This window comes from Shewanella sp. Iso12, assembly GCF_012030025.1.
GTDB classification, from domain to species: domain Bacteria; phylum Pseudomonadota; class Gammaproteobacteria; order Enterobacterales; family Shewanellaceae; genus Shewanella; species Shewanella algae.
This window is the reverse complement of sequence record NZ_JAAUHW010000003.1, coordinates 227,814-253,659: the sequence shown is the minus strand read 5'-3', so window position 1 is coordinate 253,659 and position 25,846 is coordinate 227,814. Positions and strand designations below refer to the sequence as shown.

The 25,846-nt window shown below is 49.0% G+C and carries 21 protein-coding genes and 1 pseudogene; 8 read left to right on the top strand and 14 right to left on the bottom strand.

The window, feature by feature from the left end; all coding sequences use genetic code 11:
- The first annotated feature begins 90 nt into the window (after positions 1–90).
- A complete protein-coding gene (locus HCX89_RS07850) occupies positions 91–516 on the top strand; it encodes an Lrp/AsnC family transcriptional regulator (protein WP_028780007.1) in 426 nt (141 codons plus the stop codon).
- Between the two features lie 194 nt (positions 517–710).
- Here HCX89_RS07850 and HCX89_RS07845 read toward each other — a convergent pair whose 3' ends face one another.
- The 5 genes from HCX89_RS07845 to HCX89_RS07825 form a co-directional block, all read right to left on the bottom strand.
- Complete coding sequence (locus HCX89_RS07845; protein ID WP_025010747.1) at positions 711–1,001, bottom strand: cytochrome c3 family protein; 291 nt, start codon at positions 999–1,001, stop codon at positions 711–713.
- A gap of 22 nt (positions 1,002–1,023) precedes the next feature.
- Entirely contained in the window at positions 1,024–1,965 is a 942-nt protein-coding gene (nrfD, locus tag HCX89_RS07840) for a cytochrome c nitrite reductase subunit NrfD (RefSeq protein ID WP_167715608.1), read from the bottom strand.
- Positions 1,962–2,645 carry a 4Fe-4S dicluster domain-containing protein gene (locus tag HCX89_RS07835; RefSeq protein ID WP_025010745.1) on the bottom strand — a complete coding sequence of 228 codons (684 nt, stop codon included), beginning with the start codon at positions 2,643–2,645 and terminating at the stop codon, positions 1,962–1,964. The genes nrfD and HCX89_RS07835 overlap by 4 nt, the downstream gene beginning before the upstream one ends.
- A 12-nt stretch (positions 2,646–2,657) precedes the next feature.
- Positions 2,658–3,119, bottom strand: coding sequence for a nitrite reductase (locus tag HCX89_RS07830; RefSeq protein ID WP_044735454.1), 462 nt, complete (start codon positions 3,117–3,119; stop codon positions 2,658–2,660).
- Positions 3,120–3,195: 76 nt separating this feature from the next.
- The gene (locus tag HCX89_RS07825; RefSeq protein ID WP_025010743.1) at positions 3,196–3,660 is read right to left on the bottom strand and encodes a hypothetical protein; all 465 of its coding nucleotides are present in this window, start codon (positions 3,658–3,660) and stop codon (positions 3,196–3,198) included.
- Between the two features lie 681 nt (positions 3,661–4,341).
- Here HCX89_RS07825 and HCX89_RS07820 point away from each other — a divergent pair.
- The 5 genes from HCX89_RS07820 (at position 4,342) to menE (ending at position 10,178) form a co-directional block, all read left to right on the top strand.
- On the top strand, positions 4,342–5,022 hold the full coding sequence (locus HCX89_RS07820; RefSeq protein WP_157771182.1) for a LysR family transcriptional regulator substrate-binding protein: 681 nt from the start codon (positions 4,342–4,344) through the stop codon (positions 5,020–5,022).
- Positions 5,023–5,159: 137 nt separating this feature from the next.
- Entirely contained in the window at positions 5,160–6,881 is a 1,722-nt protein-coding gene (gene menD, locus HCX89_RS07815) for a 2-succinyl-5-enolpyruvyl-6-hydroxy-3-cyclohexene-1-carboxylic-acid synthase (protein WP_096142128.1), read from the top strand.
- Entirely contained in the window at positions 6,881–7,669 is a 789-nt protein-coding gene (menH, locus tag HCX89_RS07810; RefSeq protein WP_025010741.1) for a 2-succinyl-6-hydroxy-2,4-cyclohexadiene-1-carboxylate synthase, read from the top strand. Before menD ends, menH begins: the two co-directional genes overlap by 1 nt.
- On the top strand, positions 7,666–8,712 hold the full coding sequence (menC, locus tag HCX89_RS07805; protein WP_240539428.1) for an o-succinylbenzoate synthase: 1,047 nt from the start codon (positions 7,666–7,668) through the stop codon (positions 8,710–8,712). Before menH ends, menC begins: the two co-directional genes overlap by 4 nt.
- A 53-nt stretch (positions 8,713–8,765) precedes the next feature.
- Positions 8,766–10,178 (top strand): o-succinylbenzoate--CoA ligase, encoded by a 1,413-nt coding sequence (menE, locus tag HCX89_RS07800; RefSeq protein WP_167715606.1) that lies wholly within the window; start codon positions 8,766–8,768, stop codon positions 10,176–10,178.
- Here the strand turns inward: menE and HCX89_RS07795 are convergent.
- Complete coding sequence (locus tag HCX89_RS07795) at positions 10,161–11,384, bottom strand: EAL domain-containing protein (RefSeq protein WP_167715604.1); 1,224 nt, start codon at positions 11,382–11,384, stop codon at positions 10,161–10,163. The two genes, menE and HCX89_RS07795, sit on opposite strands and share 18 nt — an antisense overlap.
- A 269-nt stretch (positions 11,385–11,653) precedes the next feature.
- Here HCX89_RS07795 and HCX89_RS07790 point away from each other — a divergent pair, with 269 nt between their 5' ends.
- Both HCX89_RS07790 and HCX89_RS07785 read left to right on the top strand, forming a co-directional pair.
- Entirely contained in the window at positions 11,654–12,277 is a 624-nt protein-coding gene (locus tag HCX89_RS07790) for a response regulator transcription factor (protein WP_167715602.1), read from the top strand.
- Positions 12,274–15,876, top strand: coding sequence for a transporter substrate-binding domain-containing protein (locus HCX89_RS07785; RefSeq protein WP_167715600.1), 3,603 nt, complete (start codon positions 12,274–12,276; stop codon positions 15,874–15,876). The genes HCX89_RS07790 and HCX89_RS07785 overlap by 4 nt, the downstream gene beginning before the upstream one ends.
- A 23-nt stretch (positions 15,877–15,899) precedes the next feature.
- On the opposite strand, the gene HCX89_RS07780 is transcribed toward HCX89_RS07785, so the two are convergent.
- The 8 genes and pseudogenes from HCX89_RS07780 to HCX89_RS07745 form a co-directional block, all read right to left on the bottom strand.
- Entirely contained in the window at positions 15,900–16,616 is a 717-nt protein-coding gene (locus HCX89_RS07780; protein WP_167715598.1) for a molecular chaperone, read from the bottom strand.
- Complete coding sequence (locus HCX89_RS07775; RefSeq protein WP_254428365.1) at positions 16,582–17,919, bottom strand: fimbrial protein; 1,338 nt, start codon at positions 17,917–17,919, stop codon at positions 16,582–16,584. The genes HCX89_RS07780 and HCX89_RS07775 overlap by 35 nt, the downstream gene beginning before the upstream one ends.
- A 40-nt stretch (positions 17,920–17,959) precedes the next feature.
- Positions 17,960–20,551, bottom strand: coding sequence for a fimbria/pilus outer membrane usher protein (locus HCX89_RS07770; protein WP_368039292.1), 2,592 nt, complete (start codon positions 20,549–20,551; stop codon positions 17,960–17,962).
- Positions 20,517–21,239 (bottom strand): molecular chaperone, encoded by a 723-nt coding sequence (locus HCX89_RS07765; RefSeq protein ID WP_338401977.1) that lies wholly within the window; start codon positions 21,237–21,239, stop codon positions 20,517–20,519. The genes HCX89_RS07770 and HCX89_RS07765 overlap by 35 nt, the downstream gene beginning before the upstream one ends.
- A 56-nt stretch (positions 21,240–21,295) precedes the next feature.
- Entirely contained in the window at positions 21,296–21,829 is a 534-nt protein-coding gene (locus HCX89_RS07760) for a fimbrial protein (RefSeq protein ID WP_167715594.1), read from the bottom strand.
- A 1,108-nt stretch (positions 21,830–22,937) separates the two neighbouring features.
- Positions 22,938–23,214: pseudogene (locus tag HCX89_RS07755) on the bottom strand (integrase core domain-containing protein); the annotation flags it as partial.
- A 153-nt stretch (positions 23,215–23,367) separates the two neighbouring features.
- Positions 23,368–23,706 carry a hypothetical protein gene (locus HCX89_RS07750; protein ID WP_167715592.1) on the bottom strand — a complete coding sequence of 113 codons (339 nt, stop codon included), beginning with the start codon at positions 23,704–23,706 and terminating at the stop codon, positions 23,368–23,370.
- 207 nt (positions 23,707–23,913) lie between these two features.
- Positions 23,914–25,845, bottom strand: coding sequence for a toxin-antitoxin system YwqK family antitoxin (locus tag HCX89_RS07745; RefSeq protein WP_167715589.1), 1,932 nt, complete (start codon positions 25,843–25,845; stop codon positions 23,914–23,916).
- Position 25,846 lies beyond the last annotated feature (1 nt).

The window sequence follows — 25,846 nt, the reverse complement described above, 5'->3', positions numbered from 1 at the left end:
GACTTTCTGTCATTCGTTTCCGTCAAATACGGCTTTTAGGCCGACGAAATGACGGCAAATCAGCAAAAAATACTCAAAATGTCAGGTAGCATGGATAAGTTCGATAAAGCAATCATTAATGCGCTTAAAAAAAACGCCCGTCGGAGCATTTCAGATGTGGCAGCCGAAGTGTCGCTGTCCCGCAGCGCTGTCTCGGACAGGATCAAGAAGCTAGAGCAAAACGGTGTAATCCGCGGTTACCAGCTGCTACTCAGCGAATCTCAAAAAGAAGCAGTGAGTGCTTACTTTGAAATTCAGCACAAGTGCCCCCGCTGCAGCGATGTAGTGCATGTGTTTCATGCAATTCCGGAAGTCGTGACCTGCCATGGTATCTCAGGCGACATGGATCTGCTGGTGTTTGTCAAAACCCCATCCATGCGGCGGCTGCATGAGATCCGCGAATATATCGATACTCACACCGAGATAGTGAAGATTAAAACCCATGTGGTGATGAGCGAGTGGATTAATAACCAGTGAACTAAAACCAAGAAAAGCCACCCGCGTGCTCAATAGGTGGCGAGTCCCGTGGAGGATCGGGAAATGCGTCAAAGGCGCAATAACAAAGTGGCTTCCTGCCCAATCACTTCCTTGTCAGCAACGTAAAAACGCTGCTTCAGGATGCGGCGGTGCTTGTTATTAACTGCAAAGCCGCCGCATTCCTTAACCTCTTATCAGTGGCAGTCTTTGCAACCCGCTGCCGGGTCTTTTTCTTCGTGAGCTGTATGACAGTCAGTACAGCTGAGCACGCCATCATGTTTCTTGTGAGCCTCACCTTCGAGCGACTTCATATCACCGTGACAGGAAGCACATTGCTCGTTTTCAAAGGCATAGTCGGCGGAAGGCGAACCATCTTTATGGCAGGCTTCGCAGCCAGACATTTCCGTGTGGGAATCGGCAATTGGGGCCGCCAGCAGCGAACCGGAGAAACCCAGAGCCATCATCAGAAGCATTTTTTTCAACATCACATTTTCCTTTTTATGGGGGTTAAGCAATCGTCATTTGTCCTGTGTACAGGATGAAGTGGCGCAGCAAAATGACCCCCAACAGACTCAGGGTTGCTGTCGCAGCCACATAAGACCATTTACGCTTGGCCGTGGCGGTCATAAACAGATTCATGGCCAGTGGAATAGAGAGACCACAACCCAGGATCCCCAGCCAGAACACCCAGCCCCAGAAACCTTCCCCTATGGCATTGAAGGCCGCGACTTTGCTTTGGCCACCGGTGAGTACCAAGCCGGCGAAGAAGGTGAAGATCACCGCAATTTCCACCAGGATCAGAGGGATCTCTATCTTGTGAATAAAGTGCACTTCCTTGCCGTCAGGATTACCCTTGAGCAGCACACCACCAAGCAGAGACGCTGCCGCACCGGAAGACAAACCGGAGATCAGGAACAGCAGAGGCAATACCGGGTTCTTCAGCATGGGGTAACCGGGCAGAGCCGACAGCAGGAAGCCGGTATAGGCCCCCAGCGCCAGGGAGAAGATCAGCAACAGACCTGTCAAACTGGGCTCATGCTTGGCCAAAAATCCGGTCACTTTAAGCACTACGGGGAAACGTTGCTCACACCAGTCATCTATCGGTTGACGGAATACCATGACAATCCAGGCAAACATGAACACCATGTAAACCATGAGGATCATCACCCCGATGGACATCACTGAAGTGGGGTTATAGAACACCAGAATCTTCCAGAAATGGAACGGCTTGGTCAGGTCGATAACCAAGATCCCCAAGCCCGCCATCACAGTGAGCGGCGCCACCAAACAAGCTGCCTGGACAAAGCCGGAACGCCAGGCATCCTGCTTCAGACAAAGGTTTTTCAACAGCACGGCAAAGAACATGGCGCCCGCCGAAACCCCGGCGAAGAACAGATAAAACGCAATGGGCCAGTGCCAAACCAAAGTATCAAAATGAAAAGGACTCATAGCTTAATCTCCCCCTGTTTGGCCACAATCTTGAACAGCTTGGGCCGGGTGCCGAGATCGACCTTGGATCTCTGGGTTGGGTTGGCCCGAATCATCTGCACCACTTCTGAACTCGGATCTTTCAGGTTACCGAATACCAAGGCTTTGGTTGGGCAGGCTTCCACACAGGCCGGCTGTTTACCCTGCTTGAGTTGAGTCTCACGGCAGAAGTCGCATTTGTCGGCCGCTTTGGTAACAGGGTTGATAAAGCGCACCTGATAGGGGCAAGCCGCAATACAGTACTGACAACCGACACACTTCCAGGCGTCGACCGTCACTATGCCGGTTTTCTTGTCCTTGAACGCCGCACCTGTTGGGCAGACGTTGACACAAGGCGCGTCTTCACAGTGCTGACAAGACTTACGGCTAAAGTGATAAAACTGGTTCGGGTATTCGCCGTAAGGGCCGGTGCGAATAATCTCCAACCGGGAAACCCCTTCAGGTACCTGGTTGACTTCCCGGCAGGCGTCACTACAGGCATTACAACCAATACACTTGGTTTCATCATGGAGCAGGGCATAATTGATGCCCGAGTCATGATCGGCACTGGCAACCGCTTCATTGCCACTCAATGGATAGAGAGAGGCACCGGCCATCAGGGCACAGCCCCCTTTTAAAAAACGTCTTCTGGAATTTTCCATTACTCTTACCCCTTAGTTGGCCGTATGACAGTCGCGGCACAACTTACTGTGCTGTTTGCCTGTTGCTTGTTTCATTGGATCGTCCAACGGGTGCAGCTTGTGGCAGGCGGCGCAGCTCAACTTGTCGGCGTGAACATTGTGGGTCCACTCTTTTTCAGCCAATTTCTGCGGCTGGTGACACTTGAGACAGGTGGCATTCTGGGTTGCAGGTGCAATCCCTTCCTGAGGAGTAAATACCCTTAAATCATTGGGCTTTCTTGGATGGTTTCCTTTTTCGCCATGACAGGTACTGCAACTCATATTGAGCTGATCCTGGCCATGGTGTCCCTGCATTAAGCCATTACGTTTGTGGCACTTCACACAGGGATCACTGTTGATTTTCAACGCGGTCTCGGCATAGACAACGCCGCTCACTCCCAACAAACAAGTCAAAGAGGCCGCGCCTAATATTGCACGCCATCGAATACTGGACATCTCGGGTCCTCACTTTCAATTGGATCTAACAGGGACTCAAGGGTGGCAGCGCAGCACCGCCACCCGTTATTGCAGCCTAAGCCGTCAACATCTGCTCAAGATGCTGTGCATCCAGGGGATTGGAGCGTTTCATATCGATGAGGCGAACGTTGAGTTTTTCGAGTAGGCTCTTTGAATTGGCACTTTCAGCATCACTGAAATCTGAAATTACCATTTTTATTTCTGAAGAATTCTGATCTATCAATACATAGTCCAGACGTGAGTGACTTGCAGGCGCATGTGGGTCAATATCAACCACTGACTCCAAAGCTACATTGCTGCAAACTTCGTATCGACCATTGGTTAAAGACTTCAGAGATTTAAAAAAGTCTAAACTCTGTTTGTCAAAGAACCGATTCTTGAGCTTTATCGCTTCGGCGTTTTTTTCGTCTGACTTAAAGAACTTGATACATGTCATCACAAATACCACCAGCACGAATGGTACTGCAATAAAAAGCACGAAGTAGATAAAGGCATAACTTAGAATAACTGAAGTATCCATATAACCCTCCAAACATCATTTTTAGTTTTTAATGCGCTTATTGCGCAGTTGAATTATTACTATCTACAGCAATATAAATTTTGATCATCATCAAATAACCATCCGGAGAAAGACTGAAAAAACAAAACATAAGACACTGACTACATTGCCATTTTCTAGAAAACAAACTGCTAAAAATAAGAAATTTAATTTAGATAAAACGATATTTGAAAATACACTATTTCACTATTTGAAATATGCAGGCGTAATGAGAATCCCTCTCACATACAACCTTTAATTAACCTAAAACCCAGCATTTAGTGATCTAGAATACAGAATCAAAAATAGCTTCGAATAAAATTATTTTTTCTGAAAAAACTGGTTAATATAGATATCGAGGGTACCACTAAAGGAGTATTGCAGATGAACCATATTGACTTTGAAAAACTGGATATTCTTAGTCTTTCCATTCTTGTTAGCTTATATGAGAACAAGTCTGCAACACATGTTTCCAAAATTCTAAATGTACCCGCACCAAAAATAAGCCGTTGTTTAAAAACTGCCAGATCTATTTTTGGTAACGAGCTATTTTTAAGAAAGAAGTATGGCCTTATTCCAAATGAATTTGCAGCCAAGGTTTACCCTATTGCCAAAGAAATAGTCGACTGTGCCAAGGGCTTCAATCATCTTGGAAACCCAACCTTGGCTGGAAACAAAAACTTCGAGCTGGTCACCCCCGGGCTGATATCCTACGCCTACCCAAAAGCCTTGATGCAGGCCATTAAACAACAGAACAAGCAGTTGCATATCAATTTGAACTCCTGGGGCTGCAACTCATTGCAAGGAATAATAGACGGCAACATCAGTGCCGGGCTTTGCAGTTGCCATTACCCGCAGGATTTACTGGCAATCGGCAATAAGTTACAGATAGAAGCCTTGAGAAAGCTGGATAGCCTTTACCTTATCTGCAACAAGAATCATCCGCTGTTGTCCCGTGAACTGACACTGGAAACCATAGCCGAGTATCCCTATATCAATACAGACCTGGGCCTTGGGCCCAACAGCCTGAGCCCATTTGAAGACTACTGCCGGATCAACAATCTGGATTTAAATGTCGAGATGACCATCACCGGCATCTCCTCCCTGAGTGCCTATCTGGAAGCCTCTCAGGCGGTGGCTTTGGTGCCCTATAAGGCAGTATTCGATCTGCTGGGCGAAGAACCCCTGCTACACCTTTGCAAACTGTCGGAAATGGAAACCACCCGGCTGTTCAATGTCACTGAGCCACTGACTCTGACACTGCTCAGCCCCAGCGGCCAGCAAGACCCGGATCTGGAATGGATTCGCTCACAACTGCGTTTGGTGAGCGGAACCTTGCTGTAGGCTTGCCATATCAATCTGAACCCGATCTCAGCCGATCTTTGGCCTTGAGGTATACAGACAGATTTGCCCAAGAGTTCATACAATAGCGCTGCCAAAAGCGGTACACTAATGAGCATTCGATACTGGGTAAGCTGTTTATGCAAATCAATTCTCACGCCGAACTCAATCTCCTTTGGGGTTCCCTCATACTTGAAGAACTGGCACGCCTTGGGGCTCAGCATGTGTGCATGGCGCCGGGCTCGCGCTCCACGCCCCTGACGCTGGCAGCCGCCCGCCAGGACAAACTAAAACAACACCTGCACTTCGATGAGCGTGGACTGGGCTTTATGGCGCTCGGGCTCGCCAAGGCCAGTCGGGCTCCGGTGGCCATTATCACCACCTCGGGTACGGCCGTTGCCAACCTGTATCCGGCCATCGTTGAGGCCTGGTTGACTCAAGTCCCCTTGGTCGTGCTTTCCGGCGACAGACCGCCTGAGCTGATAGCTTGCGGCGCCAACCAAGCCATACTCCAACCGGCGATTTTCGGCCAATATGCCAAGCAGTTGAACCTGCCAACACCGGATCTGGCCATAGCCCCTCAGGCACTGCTAACTCAGATTGATGAAGCCGTGGCCAACCAAAGCATGCCGGTCCACATCAATTGTATGTATCGTGAGCCGCTGTACCCAAGCAGCCTGGATGCCCCCAGAAGCCAGGCCATAGAGCACTACCTACAACCTTTGGCGAGCTGGCAACAGGTAAGCACACCCTATAACCAATATGCAGCTGTAGGCATGGGACAAGTCCCCAGTTGGGATACCATGGCGCGTTTTGTTCACGGCAAGGGTGTTATCATCGCCGGCACCCTGGATAGTGCCGATAATCCACAAAAGTTGGTCGAACTGGCCAGCAAACTCGGTTGGCCGCTGCTGACAGATGCCCAGTCTCAGCTGCGCCAACATCCTGCCGCAATAGGCAATGTCGACCAACTGCTGCTCAACCCCAAGGGCCGAGCCCTGCTGCAACAGGCCGACCGGGCACTGGTGTTTGGTGGACGCCTACTGTCGAAACGCTTGATAAGTTATCTTGAACAGCAGAACTGGCACCAATATTGGCAAGTATTGCCGCAGCAGATGCGCCTGGATCCCAGCCATAAACCCAAGCAGATCTGGCTGGCAGAGCTACAGCAGATAGCCGCGCTTGAGTGGCCACGCTCGTCCTCCGCCAATTGGGCGCTGGAGCTCACCGCCCAGAATGAGACGCTCAATGAGCTCTTTGTACGCCAAATCGATAACGGCGAGTTCGGTGAGGCCCAGGTGATCAGGGCCATAGCGGCAATCCGAACCGGCGAGCAGCAGCTTTTTATCGGTAACAGCTTACCGGTGCGACTTTACGATATGTTCGCGCCCATCAGTTGCTGCGCCGCCATCACCTATACCAACCGCGGCGCTTCGGGGATAGATGGCCTGCTGGCCAGTGCCTGTGGCGTCGCCAACCACAAGGGCCAGGCCACCACCTTGGTGCTCGGTGATCTATCGGCGCTGCACGACCTCAACTCTCTGGCGCTGGCACGCCAGGCTCAGGGGCCATTGGTGATAGTGATACTCAACAATGATGGCGGCAATATCTTCAATATCCTGCCGGTACCGGACGAGCAAGTAAGGGCTCACTATTACCGATTAAGCCACGGGCTGGAGTTTGGTTATGGCGCAGCCATGTTTGGCCTGCCCTACAATAGGGTAGAAGACTTCCAGGGCTTTATGGATGCCTACAGTGAAGCGCTCAACTATAACGGCGCCTCGGTTATTGAGGTTTGCATCAGCCAAACCCAGGCCAGCGACCAGATAGCCAGCATAGGCCAATGGGTAAAGCAAAGCTGATGTTAGCCACAACGACTCAGGGTTCAGCAACCCAGCCGCCTTTGGTGCTGCTGCACGGTTTTCTCGGCAGCAGCCATGATTGGCGCGAGTTGCTGCCGCACCTGAGTCAGGACTACTACTGTATTGCGGTCGATCTCCCGGGCCATGGCCGCAGCTGTGATATCCAAATCGACAGCCCGGGCTTCAGTGACTGTGTTGCCTTGCTGCGTCATACACTGCTCAAGGCTGGCATCCCACGCTTTCACTTATTGGGATACTCGCTTGGTGGCCGTATCGCGCTGCATCTAGCTCAAACCTGGCCCGAGGCGCTGCTGAGCCTGCATCTTGAGTCCTGTCATCCTGGCCTGTTATCCCATGATGAACGCCGGCAGAGGGCGATGGCCGATAAGCTGTGGGCCGAACGTTTTAACACTATGCCGATTGAACAAGTGCTGGCCCTCTGGTATCAGCAAGCGGTATTTGCCGACCTATCAAGCGCCGAGCGTGAACGTTTAATCGAAAAACGCCGCCATCAGCAGCCGCTTGGCCTAATCAACTGTTACCAGGCCACCTCACTGGCACTGCAACAGGATCTGCGCCAGGTGCCGGCCAAGCTTGCCTGCCCAAGCCACTACTACCTAGGGGAGCAGGATGCCAAGTTTAGCGCTCTCGCCAAGGCCTGGCAGCCACAAGCCGGATTCAAGCTGCATACCATTGCCGATGCGGGCCATAATAGCCATCAGGCCCAACCCGGCGCTTTTGCCACGGCGCTCAAAGGCGCCCTGAACGCGATTTCAAGGGGTGAATGATGCATCCAGACTCACTGTCACTGGCCCGCTATAGGCTACCGCTGGAAACCTCACTACCTGTGGGCAAGCAAAGAATCGAACAGAGAGCCGGGCTGGTTATCAAAGCCAGTTGCGGCAATGAAAAGCATTTTGTGGAAGTCGCCCCCTTGAGCGGCCTTGATGCCAACGGCGAGCCACTGCTGGGTTTCAGCCGTGAATCGCTGGCGGAGGTGACAGAAGCAGCCTTGGCGCTGATGCCAGCACTGGCAGCCAAAGAGCTGGAGTTGAGTCAGGCGGCCGATGCCTGTCAGTATCCCTCGCTCGCTTGGGGGCTAAGTCTGCTCGATGCCAAACTCAAGGGACAACTGCCACAGCGTTGGCCGGCCTTTGAAACCATTCCACTCATCTATCACAGGGAAGAAGAGCCACTGGCGCTGCTGCAACAAAGGCTGGCGGCGCTTCCCGATACGATTCTCAGAGCCAAGATCAAGGTCGCCCAGACCAGCATGGAGCAGGAGCTCAGACTGATCCATGCTGTATTGGCCGCCAAACCTCATCTCAAACTCAGGCTGGATGCCAATCAGGGCTTTGAGTATCAGCAAGCAGTGGATTTTTGCGCTTGTCTGCCCAAGGCCAGCATTGAATATATTGAGGAACCCTGCCGCCGCGCCGACGATAACCCGGCCCTATTCAAGGCCACAGGGATCCGCTATGCCCTGGATGAAAGTCTGCTGCAACGTGAGTTTGTACCTGACTGCAATGACTTCGCGAGCGGTCTCACGGCGCTGGTGCTTAAACCCATGTTGCTCGGCAGCTTAACCAGACTGCAAACCCTGATCGAACAGGCCGAAGCGGCCGGCGTGCGTGCCCTATTGAGCTCCAGCCTGGAATCTTCTCTGGGAATTACCGATCTGGAGGCGGTGAGTGCCCTCTTGACCCCCAACGAAGCCCCCGGACTGGATACTCAGGCGCCTTTCGGACGCGATATTATTGTCGGCCAAGGGCACAAACCTTGTCTGGACTTTGCTGAGCTGGAACTCTTGGGTCAGTGGCCCTGTCTGTAACTGCCAAGCTCTGACAGCCTCTGTAACCTCCAATTTCATTAACAGGAAAGCGCATGACCTACTCGCCCCTTCACCTCAGTGGCCAACAGACTCCAGATGCCATCGCCTTGGTAGAGGGCGGTATCAGCCATAGTTATCAGGCAGTAAGCCGGCAGGTGTTGGCGCTCGGCGCCGAGCTTCGAGCCTTGGGGTTGCAGCGCGGGGATAAACTGGCCTGTGTGGCCGCCAACTGCCGTGAGCTGATGTTGCTGTATTGGGCTTGTTTGGATCTGGGGCTGCTCTTTTGCCCGCTGTCACCCAAGTTTCCGGATAGTCAGCTCCAGGAGCTGCTTGAACGTTTTCATATTCGCTTTATCTGGTGTCCGGATAACGCCCGGAATGAGCTTTGGCAAACGCGGGTTATCACTCGAGTGCAGGCGGATTTTGCCATTCTCGAATCGAATGCTACCCCTGCCGAGATAGCCACTGTCTCGGCCGATACGCCGCTCAATATCATTCTTACCTCGGGCTCCAGTGGCAGTCCCAAGGCCGCAGTCCACAGCCTTAACAACCATATCGCCAACGCCAATGGCAGTCGGCAGTTGATCCCCTTGGCAAGTGGTGATGCCTGGTTACTCTCGCTGCCGCTGTTCCATATCGGTGGTCTGGCAATCCTCAATCGCTGCGCCCTGGCGGCCGCAGCCGTGGTGCTGCCGGATAATAAGCTGACTATGGCGGCGCAGTTAAGGCGCGATGCCATCACTCATCTCTCATTGGTGGCCACCCAATTGCAACGCCTATTGGACGACAGCCCCGAAAGCCTTATGGGGATAAAGTGCCTGCTACTTGGCGGCGGCGCCATAGGTCAAGGCCTGCTGGACAGGCTATCCCCCTTGAAGGTGAAAGCTTTTACCAGTTACGGCATGACAGAGATGGGCTCGCAGATCACCACGGGAATGGCCCGCAGCGATGGCAGCAGTGGCCGCCTGTTACCCGGGCGCGAACTCAAAATAGAACAAGGAGTTATCTGGGTCAGGGGTGAGACCCTGTTCATGGGTTACCTGCAGCCGGATGGCAGCATAGTTAAAGAGACCCAAGACGGTTGGTTCTGCACCAAGGACAAAGGCTTTTGGAGCCAGGATGGGCTACTGCATATTCAGGGGCGGCTCGACAATATGTTTATCTGCGGCGGCGAGAATATTCAACCGGAAGAGGTGGAAGCGGCGCTGAAACGGCACCCTGCCATCCTGGATGCCATCGTCTTTGGTGAAGATAACCCCGAGTTTGGTTTACTGCCGGCCGCCATTTTGCAATATCGAAGCATAGAAGTACCGAGCGAAGCCGAGTTGACCGCCTTCCTGGCAGACAAGCTGGCCCGCTTTAAGCGCCCGAGGCACTATTATCCCTGGCCGCAACAGGTTGCAGAGGGGCTCAAGGTGCAGCGTAAACAGCTTATTGCGGCTGTCAGCTCAGCCGCGAAGCATTAGGGTCTGACTATTCAAAAAACGCTTGCAAAAATCGGCTTCACTCAAGGGCTTGGAAAAGTAGAATCCCTGCCCCAGATTGCAGCCAAGATTTTGCAGCAATCTGAGCTGGGCCTCGGTCTCAATACCTTCAATCACCAACTGCATGTCGAGCGAGTCAGATAATGCAATTACACTGGAAATCGCTGCCTTGCATCTGGGCTCTGTATCCAGACCAGCCACAAAACAGGCATCCAGTTTCATTTGTGAAAAAGGCAGTTCACACAGACGAGCCAAAGATGAATGTGCGGCCCCGAAGTCGTCAATGGCCAGTTCACAACCCAACATGCGTAAACGGATCAGGTTTTCCATATTGAGGGCCGGCGCCGAGATAAGCCCGGACTCGGTGATCTCTATGGTGACCAATTTCGGTGGCAACTTGTAGTCACGGATCAACTTGGAGATCTGATATACCAGCTCAGTGGAGTTCAGTTGAGAAATATCCAGGTTATAGGCCAGCGACAAGCGATAATCTTGTTCCAGCAATTGCTTTTGCAGCCTTATCCCCTGGCGAAATAGCTGGAGAAACATTTCATCCAGCAGCCCATAGCGGATCAAAGGCTCAATAAACAGTGCCGGGCTCAAGAGACCAAATACGGGATGATTCCAGCGCGCCAAGACTTCGGCGCCTTCAATCTGCAAATCAGATACGTGGAACTTGGGCTGGTAAAAGCCGACAAACTGCTGATCCATAACTGCATCCTTGAAGTCTTTGAAATTCAAAGATACCCAGTCTGTTTGTCTTTCAGGCTCAAGCGATTGCTGACGAGGTTCGTTCAACTCACGATAACGACAAATCATTGAGCTCAGGTTTTCAATTGTGGGAGACTTGGCCAAATCCCCTAAGTATTGAAACCCCAACAGTTTGACCATCTGCGATACTGCCCGGCGCAGATCTCTATCCACATCACTATAGAGCGCTACGGCACGAATTTTAAACCTAGTCCTTGCCTGACGCAGAAATGACAGTCCATCGGTTCCGGCCATCATCAGGTCGCAGATGACTATGTCGACTTCGCGATTCTGAGTTAACCAAGAGAAGGCTGCAGTTGCACTGCCGAAACTAACAACATCCACACAACCCACACAAGCCAATGATTTAAGATTATGCTCCAGCACAGTGCGTTGAAATGGATGATCCTCAAGGATCAACACCTTGACTTTACTCATAGAAATTTGCCTAAATACAAAAATTAAGATCCCATGACCTACATAAATCCAACATAAAAAACACCAAATAAGCATTGATATCAAGGTGTTTCATCTGCCTGCCAAAAATTCGTCTAAACTCTATTTACAGCCGTTATCCAACAGTAAATATTTTATCCTTCCTTCGGAAAGGACGTATCTGAAACGGCAGTAAGAATCATCCTACTTACACAAAACTTGTAAGCCATCAGACTAACCGAGTAGAGAAGCAATGAAGAGTAAGTCAAAACATGAAGAACGTTGTTATTGTAGATGATCATCCCGTAGTGGTGATGGCAATAAGGATCATGCTTGAACAAAATGGATTTCATGTTACAGCCACTACAGATAATGGGGTAGATGCCCTGAAACTCATTCGGGAACACAGGCCTGATGCCGTGATTCTGGATATAGGTATTCCCCAACTTGACGGATTGGAGGTGATTAATCGCCTCAATAATCTGGCACTTCCACCCAAGGTTTTAGTGCTGACAGCGCAGCCATCTGAATACTTCGTGACTCGCTGCATTCAGGCCGGCGCCTCAGGGTTTGTTTCAAAACAGGAAGATCTGACGGAAGTCTTGGGGGCTCTGAGGGCGGTATTGTCCGGATATTCCTATTTCCCCAATATCGCTAGCATGCAGCGCAATCAGGGTAATCAGTTGGCCGAGGCCGATAAACTGGCCAAGCTTTCTAGTAGAGAAATGATGGTATTGCAGCAACTAGCTAATGGCCTTTCCAACAAGGAGATTGCCGACCGTATGTTGCTGAGTAATAAAACCATCAGCACCTACAAGACCCGGCTATTGGAGAAGCTCAACGCCCGAACCCTAGTTGATCTCATTGAGATATCAAAGCGAAATCAAATTATATGAATACAGCACCTCTTATCCGGGTGCTTTATCTGATATTGGTTTGTTGTTTTGTGGTTTCACCACAAGCAAAAAGCGATGAAATTCACCCGCTGACACTCTTCGGCCACACCACCATAGGTGAGGTTAAGGTACAACTGTCCGATGAACAATGGGACTGGCTGCAGACAAAGAAAATAATCCGGGTAGGGATCTCCACACCTGACTACCCTCCATTTGATATGACAATGGACGGCAGTAGTGATTTCTACGAAGGCTTGAGTGCAGATTACCTACAGGTTATTTCTGAAGCTCTGAGAGTCAAAATCGAGTTGCATTTCTTTAATTCACGGCAAAATGCCATCGCTGCGGTGAAGGCCGGAGAACTGGATCTGCTAACCACGTCCAACCGCTACGAAGAGTTTCATGAGCTGCAGTTGAGCCAAGCCTATATTGATGATGTGCCTGTGCTTTATGTTTCGGAAAAACTGCCGGTAACAGAAGCCCCGAATCGTATCGCCATGGCTTATGATTATCTACCGGATGCCGAAGTCAGTGAGCTGTTTCCTGATGCCGAACTAATCAGCTATCCCTCCAGACAGCAAGCCGTTGCCGCTGCGGTTTTCGGTCAAGCAGATGGTGTCGTAATCGACTTTACGTCGGCAAACTATCTGGTCAATAAGAGCTTTTCAAAAAAGTTATCCCTAAAAAACATACTACCTATTGATACTAAAGGGATAGGATTTGCGTTAAACGAAGAAAATCAAATCCTCATCAAAATCATTGACAGTGTACTAAAACAAATTCCTGAAAGTGAGAATTGGGCAATCAAGAAGCGTTGGAGCGGAGGAGGTCTGACACTACCCAATGAGAGTAATACCATTAAATTAACTCCTGAAGAGCAAACATGGCTTAACCGACATAATCCTTTAAGGGTTGTAGTAAACCAGTTCAATGCACCTTTAAGTTACTTTGACCAACGCAGAAATATGCATGGCTATTTAGAAAGCATTCTGGATATTGTGAAACTCTATAGTGGAATGGAGACTGTAATAATCAAGACTCAGGACTTTAAGGAGATGGAACGATATCTTAGCTACAGTAGTGCCGACTTAGCTGTTTTCTCACCCTCGAGTAAACGTAAGGAAAAATTTCTATTTAGTAAAGAGTTTGCTAGGACACCATTTGTATTGATGTCTCGGGTTGGCCAAGATCTTGACATCAATAAAGCAAATCTGAAGATAGCTCTCCCAATAGCACATATTTCCAATGAAATGTTGCCCAAAGCCCTACCCCACGCAAAAATTATCCCGGTTGATAATTATCTGGATGCTATGGATGCCACTGTAATTGGCAAAGCTGATGCGACTGTGGCTCCTCTTGCCCTCGCGGATTTTTACAGCAGCCATTACTTTGATCAGCAAATAATGATAGACAAAGTATTGGATGGTATTCCACCGGCTACAGCCGCATTTGCCACAAGTAAAGATAATCCTGAACTGATCAGTATTCTGAACAAAGTTTTGGCAGTGATTCCCGCAGATGAATTGCAGTCCATAGAGAATCGATGGCGACGCAACGCAGTGCCAGGCCAAGAAACCTGGCGAGACTACAAGTACACCATATACGCAATAACTATAGCGTCAGTTCTGTTGATTCTGGCATCCTTGGTATGGGCCTGGTTTACCCGTAGTCACTATATCAAGAGACTCAACGCCAAACGTGAACTTAAAGAACAGCTAGTGTTTATGCAAGAGGTGGTCGACAGTATTCCTCACCCTATCTATGTCCGTGATCTCAATCGACGTTTAATCCTCTGTAATCAGAGTTACCTAAAAGTATTTAAAGCTTCGAGAGAAGATGTTTTACATAAGACTACATTGGAAGGAATTAACAGAGTAGACGAGGTAAATGAGATTGATCTGGAATATCAATTGGCACTTACGGAGAACCGTGCGTTTTATCGTGATAGGAAAATGCACATTGATGGACAATCAGTAGATATTTACCATTGGTTTCAACCTGTTAAAGACGAGCAAGGGGAAATCAGAGGAATAGTTGGCGGCTGGGTTGATGTCAGCGACAGGGTCAAACTCATGGAGCAACTGACCCAGGCTAAAGATATGGCCGACGGTGCCAGTAAGGCAAAGACCCAGTTTCTCGCGACCATGAGCCACGAGATCCGCACACCGATGAATGCCATCATAGGATTGCTCGAGCTATCGTTGAAACGTGCCCAAGAAAATCAATTTGATTTCAACTCGATCCGGGTCGCTTACGACTCAGCAAAGGGCTTGTTGGACCTTATTGGCGACATTCTTGATGTCGTACGTATCGAGGCTGGGCAACTGAGCCTCAATCCAGTACAAGTTGAGCTGAAACAGACGCTTGATTCAGTGATCCGAATTTTTGACGGTATCGCCATTCAAAAAGGGCTTACATTAACATTGGAGTTTGACCCTGAACTACCCAAGTATGCTCAGTTGGATCCTCTCAGAGTCAAGCAGATACTTTCTAACCTGATAGGCAATGCAATCAAGTTTACCGATCAGGGACATATTGATGTCACTGCACAAAAAGAACGGGATGCAGAGGGTAATGAACAGTTGCTCCTCAGAGTCGCAGATACAGGTATAGGTATTCCAATTGAAGAGCAACAAAAGCTGTTCCGCCCATTTGCCCAAGTTCATAACGGCGCCCATAACAAGGGAGGAACCGGCTTGGGACTCATGATATGTCGCTCACTTTGCGACATGATGGGTGGCACACTCAGTATGATGAGCGAACCCGGACAGGGAACTTGCATCAGCATGCGCATACCCTTATTGGCTGCCAAAACTCATCTATTTGGAGAGAACAAGGTCAACTCTACCGCCGATGTTATCCCCTCGATTCAAGCGCAACACGTATTGATCGTTGATGATCATCCGGCCAATCGACTGCTGTTATCTCAACAGCTAAGGTATCTGGGCCACACTGTAGAGGAAGCCAATGATGGCAAAGAAGCGCTACAGCTATTTAGCCAACACTCCTACAAGATTGTCATCACCGACTGCAACATGCCGGAAATGGATGGCTATGAGTTGAGTCGCCGCTTGAGACAACTGGAGCAAAATCAGAACTTATCACCGGCTGTATTGCTGGGTTATACCGCCAATGCTCAACTGGAAGCTAAGCGGGCCTGCATTGAAGCCGGCATGAATGATTGCCTGTTCAAGCCCATAAGTTTGGAGGAGCTACAACAAAAGTTGAACAGCTTTAGAAATGAGCTGAATCAGGAAGGTCCACGGCAGAGTTTCCTGCCCAGCTCCCTAGATAAACTCACCGGTGGTAACAAGCAACTGACTGAGCAATTGTTGCAGGAGTTATTGAGTGCCAACGAGGCCGATCTTGCCAGGTTACAATCAGCAGTACACAGCGGTGAGCTTGATGAAGCCAAGAGCATTGCTCACAAAATCAAAGGCGCAGCCAAGATCATTGCCGCTACCGACATAGTCACGCTATGTGAACAGTTGGAGCAGAGCGAAACAACCGAAAATTCCTGTACGCATCTGGCCAAGTTGACGGTTGCAATTACGCGTCTGGCCAGTGAAATCAAGGGATTCTTGGCATCCGGCAACTAGCAAACGGCATTATGGAAGGTGGGCTATAAGGCCACTTTCCATAACTGCTCGACCCCATAATCATCCAGATAATAGATAGAGGCTGATTGAGCCAATGGCTTAATCGGCAGTTCCAGGCTCTCACTGGAAAATGGCGCCAACATTTGCGGTTGCAGTGGCGGAGTCAGGTTATCAAATTCAATGCGGGTGATGGTCAGAAAAAATGGGCCTTGGTTGTTAATTTGCAGCTTACCTTCGCGCCAATCAAGTTTAATAGATTCAATCATATTGGCTGCTTTGGCACTCAAAGATTCCGGACGGAAAAACAACTTCATTTGAGTACGCATGGTCAGTAACACCAATTGCTCGGCACTACTTCCTTGTCTCAAAGGTTTTGGCGGCACCTCGTAAATATTAAGCCAATAGAGACTTTCTCTATCTTCCGGTAAATCTTCTCTCACTCGTACCAATCGAATACTTCGCTGCTCGCCGGCAGCCAGATTAAAAATGGCGGGTAACGATATTACCGGCGCATAAGTTGCTTTATCCGGTGTACTGCCAGGGTTACCATCATCAATCCACAGCTGCACCAACACAGGATAATCATTGAGGTTGGCCAGCTGTAGCGATTGTTCTGGCTTTGCAGCCTCATATACTACCCGAGAAACCTCTGCTGTAACCCCTCCCCAAGCCAACTGAGGCACGCAGAAAATTAGCCAACCCAGGCTATTGAACCCGAATAAATACTTCAGCAGTTGCATACACTTTCCCAGGCGTAGGTGCCGTATTCTCATCCAAAGCAGAGAGATACACATTATAAACTTCCAGATATTCGTTAGAAACAGCACCACTACCGATTTGCACTCCCTGCAAAGCATACCAACCATCATTATTACCACCAGAGATAATATTCTCGTTACTTAGCCAATTCATTGATGAACCATCAGAATTGGCTAATTCAATACCAACACCTGTTGCTACCGAAGGATCGGTTCCATAGCCGTGACTGAGCAAATGAGTAACACCATAACCTGAAGTCTTGAGACCGGCTGATTCAGCGGCTAAATAAGCTTCCACACTTACTTTAAAGCCCACCGCGTTCTGATTCGCACTCACACCATAAGCAGCCCCCTGCTGACAGTTGTAAGTTAAGCTCAATTGCCCAGCAGCTTTCTCACCTCTATTCAATGCTTCCACTGAAATAGTCGGAAATAGAACATAGGGTGTGACACTTTTAAATGCACACATCTTAGCACGCCTAATCGCAAGGTTATTATGAATCGAGACATTTCCAGGCCAATTATAGTGCCAGCCTATATAACAAGTTCCGAGCAATCCCTCTGCACATCCGTTACCCTCTCCCGGGCCAACAAAGGTGCTATATGCAAGCGGTTGAGCATAAGTATAGTTATAGTCGTATACTGTTGACGGTTGATATGGCCCATCTGTTATTGCGGGATAAGATATTTTTACTAACTCAACCGACATATTGCTGAAATTCTTTGCTTTTACCAAAATTTTCCCTTGATCATCTCTGTCCAGATTAGTCAAAGGGCGGTAACGCCAATTACGAGTAACATACTCTCCTGTTGTTTCATTTTTGACCCTAAACCCAATATTTTTACTATTAAGCATATAGGTATACTCAGGAACACCTGCCTCAGTTACCAAAGAACGACCACTAAAGTAATTATCTGAATTTGTTGCATAACTTTCAAATATTAGCCCTTCATCTCCAGCGTCACAGCGAAAAAGAACTTGTTCAGGATCAAAACCGCCTATTTGCCCATATTGAGTCATAGATGTGCTAGGAGATTTGGCCAAAGTAGTTCCTACAGGTTGAAACTCACTATCTGTAATGTTAATTACATTCTGTAACCCTAATGGGCCAAAATTATTGTCACTAGCGCCACTCCATGATGCATTTTTTCCATAATCCGGATTAATGTATCGTGCGTTGGTTGGTGATAACGTCCCGTTATAAGTTATACGGTAACAATAAGCCTCAACCTGCAGTGTCATACCAAATATTGAAAGCATTAATACCAAAAGCCTAATCATCATAGTATACCCTAGCCCCAATTTAACTCTATGTTTTAAACATCTAATGACATATTGCAGGAACTCGCAACAAACGTTGCGATACTTGCGCTTCCAGCGAGTAATTGAGTTGACACTGCTGCTCCCCCCAACGAAACACAAGACTGCCGCTCAATTCACTCAAGCGCACATAAGCCAAGCCCGCTTGCCCAACAACCCCCAAGGTTTCCCCCCCACTACCGAGCACATCTGCTCCCATTGGGACTGCTTCGCCGGAAGCTAACTTGGAAACGAACAAAACGGCTATGCCTTTGCGGGTTTTATACTTGAGCCGAACAGCAGCACCGGCGAAGGGTACAACTTGCTGTTGCGTATTCAACAATTCAACATTGTCGCCCATATCACCGGTCTCAAGGCCGATGGAGTTCTCCCTGTAAGGCAACAAATTAGACATTAGTGCATATCCATTACCATCAACAAAGGTTCCCAAACTACTTCTAACGCTTGCGCCTTCTGCCCCCTTGGCTTCGACTATCGCAAAAGTATCGCCCACGGTTTGCCCCATAGTGACACCCCCGGAATGCAGCACAACAGCGCCGCTAATATTGGCTCCCCATTGTTGATATTGGCCACTGCGGGAATAGTTGGCCCCCATGCTGGCCAAAGAGGTGCGTTTGTGAACAGAAGCACCAAAACTATTGCCCCCATAACTATCGTTTTCTTGACGGCTGGCATTAATGCTGTAGCTCAGAGTGCGAGCATCATCCAAAGTGCCGGACATCCCCAAGTTATAGTCATCAGCACCTGAGCTACTGCTGTGACTGGCTCCCGTTGATACCATATGGCTACTAGCGCCAAGGGGCATGGAAAGATTCAGCGACCAGACATCATCTTTTATCCGCTCTTCCTGGAGAAAAGATTCCTGCGGTCTATCCATGCTCAGGTATTGACGGGCGTAGTTAAGGCTAACACTGACAGGACCAAACTGATTGCTGTAACCAAGCTGATACTGATCGTCATCCTCACGGCCATTGCGATATTGCCGTTTGGAACCTGAGACCGACAAGATCCCCCACTCCCCCATGCTCTGATTCATGCTCAGGGTCATCTGAGTCTTCTGCAGGTAATCTGCCGAAAGATATTCGTAACCACTGTCCAGGTATTCCCGTTGGCGCAGCACATCACTCAATTCTCGATATCCTTCGGTAGAGTACTTATACCCCGCCAAAGTTACCGAAGTGCCACTGTCAAAAGCTCGGCTGTAATTAAGCCCCAAACGCCAACCAGCTTCAGACTCATCTTGGCCCACTTCCCGGCTCAAACGCGAATGGGAGTAAACCGCTGTGGCCCCAAACGAGCCGATATTGGAACTCCAAACTCCACCCGAGCTCAGTGCCAAATAATCATCGGCCAAGCGAACACCGGCATTCCAGGTCAAAGCATTTGATAAACCCAACTCATAGGTAAAATCGGCAAAATAGTCGTCATCCCCTGTGTCATAACTCTTGCCCATAGAGAGGGCAAACTGAGACTGTCCGGCTCGCATGGCCCCCGGTACAGCGCTAAATGGCACGGTAAAAGAGGATACTCGACCGTCCGCTTCCGTCACCTCAACAAGCAGGTCACCTTGATAGCTGGTCGGATACAAATCATTGATTTCAAATGGACCGGCAGCTACTGTTGTCTGATAGATCTCACGACCATTTTGTTTAATAACGACTTTGGCCGTCGTCTGGGCGATACCAGTTACAACGGGAGCATATCCCCGCTGAGAGACGGGCAACATTCTGGTATCAGTTTGAATCTGAAACCCTTTGAATCCAATGCTGCCAAATACAGTGCTGCGGGTATAAAGCTCACCCAAGGTCAGCTCAGCTTCCCAGCTCGGTAGCGCACGACTGACGTAAGTGCGCTGCGAATTGAATTGGCTGTCTGATCCATAACCGGATCCATAACCATAGTCACGGTATTGGTAGGTTGATTGGTTACGAATCCGCCACAATCCCAGATTGAATCCGGAATTCAACCCAACATAACCGGAATCGCTACTGGTGCCGCCGCTAACCCTGTTCTCTGAGCGATAGTAGTTGGCGGTATAGTTGATGAATAAAGCCGTTTCACCGGCATCCCATTTCTCTGGCGAAACATATCCTCTGGGTTGCCGCTTCATATAAGCCTGAGGAATCGATAGTTCCAGACGCAATTTGCCAGGGTCAAAACTGAAACTGTTACCCTCGACCCTATAGCCCAAACTGCAACTACCGGTCACAGGTGCAGGTTGCACATGCTCCGACATGACACCCGCATCCAACCATAAAGATTCTTCAATACAGGGCTCAACGCTACCATCACTCAAAGCAAAAAACTGCAGTTGCTCTCTGGAATAAAAACGGCCATTGATGAAAAGATCAACTTGGTACTCACCGGGCAATACATCCGGCCCTTGTGCCAAACGTGTCAAAATATCTGTGTTATAACCTTGTCCGAGCAGCAAAGACTCATCAAAACTGAACTCTATCTCCTCATCAGCCATAACCTGTGTTGACATAAACAACAAGGCATATATACAAGCGCACCGAGCAGACTTCTTCTGTGAGTAAAATCTAAACATCGAGACTCCCTCAACGGACAACGCGTTCTTGAGTGATCTGTGCACCCTGATCATTGATCAGAGTGAATTTAAGTTGAGCGCTGGTTCCTGATGCCACTATCAGGTTTGCCACGGGCCAACTGATGCGGGAAAAAGGTGCCACCATGGCTACAGGTATTGAGCTCAATCGCTCATTCACCTGCAAACTTGCTTGGCTGAATGAGACAAAATAGGGGCTGGGATTATGCACTTCCAACTGCAGTCCCGAAGCATCACGGCGTAGGGAAAATGCCAACATAGAAGGTACTTGGCTTGGACTGACCGTCAGTGATTCAGGGCGATAAAACACCTTGTTCCGATTACGCAGCATGACCAGCATCTTGTTGCTGCTGTCAGCCTTGTTGGAAGGAGGTATCTGTAGGGAGTTAAGGTAGAAAACAGATTCCCTGTCCTGTGGCAAAGCTGTGCCTGTATAGAGCATACGCACTGTCTGGCCACCGTTGGCCGGGACTTTAAAAATTGCCGGCAGCAACACAAATGGCGCATCGGCCGTCTCCGGTGTCGATTCAGGGTTATCTATGTCCATCCATAGCTGCACCACATTGGGGAAATTATCCCTGTTGCGCAGTTGGATACTGTGGTCTTTGGCATCCCCGGGATAGATCACCCGGGTTCCCGTCAATACCACACTGGCGTAGGCCCACTGGCTAACCAAGACGAGTAACAAAATAGAAACTGGACGTAACCAAGACACGGTAGTTGACCCCATTCAGGCAGATAGTGGCCCATAAGATATGGGCCGGGAATAACTTACAGGTAGCTGATGGCGTACTGTACAGAGCCGGTAACTGTACCTGCAGTTGCACCACCGGCAACAGAGATGTATTGCACGGCATAGTCAACCGAGCCTTCTGTCTCACCCGCAGCCAGAGCTACGCCGGTAACAGCAACATCTGTATTCAGGTCAATAGCAGCACCGCCAGCGGCATCCAGCAGCTGCAGCGCAACATTGGTGGCAGTTCCGGTATTGGCCAGGTTGCCGTCTGTATCAACATTGTTGCCGACAAACTTGGTCGTGGTGCTGATAGCGGATGCACCACTACAGCCTGTAACACCAAGAGTAAAGAGAGTTTCACCTGCAGTTGCGCCGGCGGCAGTCAAGTCAGCCTCGCTGACAGTAGGCAGCAAAACCACAGGATTGGCTGCATTGCCATTGATGGTAACTTCACAGGTTTCGGCAGTAACTTCACCTTGGAAGGTAATGGTGTTAGGGCCGGCAGCCATAGCCGCAGAAGAACCCAATAATGCGCCGCTTACGGCAAAGGCTAAGGTAAGTTTTTTCATGATCATTTCCTTTAGAATAATACGGAATATAAAACGATAAGAGTGCTTATCGAATTCGCAGGGATTCTAAAATACTGGAAATAATTAGACTGTCGGACTAAGCGTGTAGGAATGTAGGAAATATCTTAAAGACATGAAACCCTCAACCTTGGTTGACGACTAACTAACAACCAAGGAAAAGGAGTAATCTTTTAACCTCAGTTGAAACTGGCAGAGATCAGCATTTCCGCTTCAGCGACTCGTCTCACCTCGATTAAATCCAATCTGGTAGATGGGGAAACCAATGAGAGGCTCTCTCCAACATCAAGCGCGAGTGCTGTTTGCCCAAAAGGCAAGGCAGTATATTGAAAAGCTGACTTCTCGGTCTGATAGCAGTTTATTCCCTGTAACTGCAACTCACAACCAGGGTCGACGACTGAGCCAACAAAACTTATTTGCCCGTCGGCAGCGTTAGCCGCAAAACCGCCACAGGCCAACAGAACTGTAGACAACAGGGTTGTGCTGGTATAACTGAAGGAGTATCTCATAAGTAATCTTCCATGATATGTAGGATAATTCCTAGTATGCTCCCAAACCAAAAAATCAACAATATATTTACAAGAAAAAACGATATTTAATTGAAATTCAGAAGAAACCAGCAAGTATTTCTAGCCGATAAAGATTATTAAGTATAAAAATGATCTATATTGGTGATTAATTTTTGAGAATGGAGGGGAAACAATTCAAAAACGCTAAAAGGGTCTTTGTTGATCAAATCATTGTACGAATAGTAACAGCCCCTTAGTGTTGATCGGTTTAGCGACCTGCACCCCACGAAGGCATATCCGACTCAACTTTGTGCTTGATAGTTGTTTTAGGGCGGCATCGCGGCTTCTGCCAGTGACCTTATTACCGTTGCTATTTTGCAGCTCCCGGCCTAATCGACAGACACTTGGTCAATGTGGCAGCGCAGTTTGAGTAAGGTGCCAAGAACTTCGTTGTAACCAGTGCTTTCAAGACTAACCTAAACCGCGATAATGGCTGGGTTTGCGCATCGACAGCCAGATGCAGCTTGATCCAAACCCTTAGTTTTTTCTCTCTATGATTACAGGTTTTTCATTTGTAGCGGTCAACTAATTCCGAACAGTAAATTAAGCCGATTTTCGGCCTGACCAGGAGTAACGCCACCAATGTATTGGTGGGGACGATGCCAATTGTAATAACACATCAGGTATTCACTGATGCTGGCCTCAACCATCGATGGATAACCTGTTTGCGGGTACCTATTCTGATTTCAGACTCCGGAAGAGTCTTTCCATTGGTGCTTTATCCCAGCAATTTCCCCGACGACTCATACTTTGAGTAATGCGATAGCGCCATAGGAGTTGCCGGAAGGCCCGACTGCTTCATCAACCCAAACCGCGACTGTGTAAACTCTGATTGTACTCGGGCCGGTTGGTAATCTTGTGCTTGGCTTTACCCATAATGTCGAACAGTCTGAATTGAAAAGTCTTATCATCGTCGGCTGAAATGGTTCAAAACAATTTAGGCAACAACGCCTAGAAAGAGTGCAGCAGTACTGACGCCTGCCAACGTCTATATTGGGGCGTTGATATCGGGTTGGGTAATACCCAACGAGCTTCGTTGTCGCTCTTGTAGAGAGCGATTTCCTGTTTTTCAAGAAATCTTTCCAGGCGAGAAGGGAGAATACGACAACAGATAATGTCGCACCCGGCCAAGCGTTCGATGCGCAGTTCTCTTAGTGGAACAGGAAAACCGGCATCCATCAGCCAGTAAAGAGTCTGATGGTAAATTTCATACTTATTTTGTTTCAAAAACGCGATGCCCCAGCCTGGCTCGGCTGTCAGTGCTAACTCTCTGTATGTTCTGAAATCCATAAGCAGTCCCCCAAGAGATCTTGGTTGCACTGTATAGGGACATGAAAACAAGGTCGTTAAGAAACATCCTTGTTGTCATCGGAATTTTCTGATCAGGCTTACCTAAACATAAAAAAGGCCGCAGATGCGGCCTTAAACATAGATTTATGGCGGCGGAATACCGCCTGACCAATGAGCGGATTCACTCTTTAAACAATAAAATATCCATTAACAACCAAACAGCAGCGATGAGGTAGAGTTATCGCAGTCGCCCTCTCCCTTCGACGACTCATCGTCATCGACATCACGACTCCCCAAGAACTCGCCGTGTTTGAACATCTGGATATAGTAGGGTTTACCCATGATGTAAGACACGGTATCACCATGTTCTTTCCCGTCCTGATAACGGGCGACCTTTTTCAATAAGCCGTCTTCGGTGAAATAGTAAAAGCTGCCTTGTTCCTGCCCCTTGGCGTCATACTGCTCCCGCCCCAGTTCATAACCCGCGGCAGAGTGGGCCAGCCAAGTGCCGACTTTTTTGCCGTGATGGTACTCTCCTTGCCAGAGGGACACTTGGGTTTCATAGGGCTCCTGGTACTGCCACTGGCCATGCCGTTTGTCCTGACTATAATTTCCTTTGGCTTGCAACTCGCCTTTTTCATTATAGGTCTGGTATTCGCCTTCAAGCTGCCCGTGCCGGTAATGTGCCAGTTGCAACAATTGACCATCATGCACCTGGATTTTTTTCACCTCACCATGCAGACGCCCTTGGCTGTCATACGCTTCAGTGCTGCGATTACCGGCATCCAGGTAGGTCCAGGTACCCACCTTTTTGTCATTGGCGTATTCGCCTTGCTCCAACAGCTTGCCGCTAACCAGTTTCTTCTCATAGGCACCATGGAGCTTACCTTCCTTGTAGTAACTGGTTTCTATATAGGGCTCATCGTCCCAAATCCCTTGATAACTTTGTAGAGTCAGCCCCTCGCGCTTACCTTTCAGTTTCTCCTCGCGTTCAATGACAACCCCACTGGCATCAAACTTCTGAAACAGAGTCCACACCCGGGTCATATCCTGCTGCATTCTTGAGCTAAGCTTGCCCTCTTTAAAGTATTGCCTGTCAAGGATCTGCTTGTCTTTGACAAAACGGGCGCTGAATTCCATGGTCTTGCTGCCGTCAACGGCAAATTTTTGCTCAAAGACCAAGCGGCCTTGATTGTCAAAGCGCTCTAAATGCTGCAGCTGCGAGCTATTGGCATAAAAGGTTTGCTGCTCGCCCACCTTCTTGCCCTGCTGATAGTGTTCAACTCGAGTCAGTTGCCCCTGTGCATCATAGTGACGGCTTTCCCCATGTTCTCGATTCTGCTGGTAACTGCCTTCCCAACTGAGTTGCCCATTCTTGTGCCAACGTTTGGCCGGCCCCTGCCGCTGACCATCCACATAGACAGATTCGGCCTCTTTGGCGCCTGTATCCCAGTATTCATAGGCTTTACCCTGCTGGCCTTTAGGGCCAAAGGTATCAATGTAAGACAGCTCGCCATTGCGGTGATAACGTTTGCGCTCACCGGTCAGTTTACCCGCCAGATACAGGCTGCGCTCACGCAATTGCCCCCCGGGGTAGTACTCCAGTTGCTCCCCTTCCGGCAACCCATTGACCAGCGAGTGTTGCGCCTGCAGACTGCCATCCTGGTAATAGTGGCTGTCTTTACCAACGCGTTTGTCGCCCAATTGCTCATAGACTTCCTCTAACTGACCGTTACTGTAGAAGTTTTTCTGAGTGCCCCGCTGCTTACCATCAACAAAACTGGCCTCCATGGTCAGGATGCCGTCTTCATCATAGAAGCGGATTGGGCCTTCCATCTCGCTGTTACTGTTATAGTTGCCGTCGGAAGACAGCTTGCCGTTATTGTGAAAGAACCGGTAACTACCTAGGGCATTTTGGAAAATACCCGGCTTGGCAAAGCTGCCCTTGAATCTGGGGGTATCCGAGCCGACATAATAGATGGTGGTTTGCCAACCGTGTTGATCCTGAGTTTGAGGATCTTTGACATAAAAACTGGCCTGTTGCTCACTGTCGACCACTTGCCAATCATCATTCAGCCACACTGTCTCGGCGCTTGCCATCCAGCTCATCAGGCAACAAAGTAATATCAATACACGCATT

Excerpts from the sequence above, each read along its gene's own strand:
- HCX89_RS07850 (WP_028780007.1), top strand. The coding sequence starts at position 91 with ATGGATAAGTTCGATAAAGCAATCATTAATGCGCTTAAAAAAAACGCC.
- HCX89_RS07845 (WP_025010747.1), bottom strand. The coding sequence starts at position 1,001 with ATGTTGAAAAAAATGCTTCTGATGATGGCTCTGGGTTTCTCCGGTTCG.
- nrfD (WP_167715608.1), bottom strand. The coding sequence starts at position 1,965 with ATGAGTCCTTTTCATTTTGATACTTTGGTTTGGCACTGGCCCATTGCG.
- HCX89_RS07835 (WP_025010745.1), bottom strand. The coding sequence starts at position 2,645 with ATGGAAAATTCCAGAAGACGTTTTTTAAAAGGGGGCTGTGCCCTGATG.
- HCX89_RS07830 (WP_044735454.1), bottom strand. The coding sequence starts at position 3,119 with ATGTCCAGTATTCGATGGCGTGCAATATTAGGCGCGGCCTCTTTGACT.
- HCX89_RS07825 (WP_025010743.1), bottom strand. The coding sequence starts at position 3,660 with ATGGATACTTCAGTTATTCTAAGTTATGCCTTTATCTACTTCGTGCTT.
- menD (WP_096142128.1), top strand. The coding sequence starts at position 5,160 with ATGCAAATCAATTCTCACGCCGAACTCAATCTCCTTTGGGGTTCCCTC.
- menH (WP_025010741.1), top strand. The coding sequence starts at position 6,881 with ATGTTAGCCACAACGACTCAGGGTTCAGCAACCCAGCCGCCTTTGGTG.
- menC (WP_240539428.1), top strand. The coding sequence starts at position 7,666 with ATGATGCATCCAGACTCACTGTCACTGGCCCGCTATAGGCTACCGCTG.
- menE (WP_167715606.1), top strand. The coding sequence starts at position 8,766 with ATGACCTACTCGCCCCTTCACCTCAGTGGCCAACAGACTCCAGATGCC.
- HCX89_RS07795 (WP_167715604.1), bottom strand. The coding sequence starts at position 11,384 with ATGAGTAAAGTCAAGGTGTTGATCCTTGAGGATCATCCATTTCAACGC.
- HCX89_RS07790 (WP_167715602.1), top strand. The coding sequence starts at position 11,654 with ATGAAGAACGTTGTTATTGTAGATGATCATCCCGTAGTGGTGATGGCA.
- HCX89_RS07785 (WP_167715600.1), top strand. The coding sequence starts at position 12,274 with ATGAATACAGCACCTCTTATCCGGGTGCTTTATCTGATATTGGTTTGT.
- HCX89_RS07780 (WP_167715598.1), bottom strand. The coding sequence starts at position 16,616 with ATGCAACTGCTGAAGTATTTATTCGGGTTCAATAGCCTGGGTTGGCTA.
- HCX89_RS07775 (WP_254428365.1), bottom strand. The coding sequence starts at position 17,919 with ATGATGATTAGGCTTTTGGTATTAATGCTTTCAATATTTGGTATGACA.
- HCX89_RS07760 (WP_167715594.1), bottom strand. The coding sequence starts at position 21,829 with ATGAAAAAACTTACCTTAGCCTTTGCCGTAAGCGGCGCATTATTGGGT.
- HCX89_RS07750 (WP_167715592.1), bottom strand. The coding sequence starts at position 23,706 with ATGGATTTCAGAACATACAGAGAGTTAGCACTGACAGCCGAGCCAGGC.
- HCX89_RS07745 (WP_167715589.1), bottom strand. The coding sequence starts at position 25,845 with ATGCGTGTATTGATATTACTTTGTTGCCTGATGAGCTGGATGGCAAGC.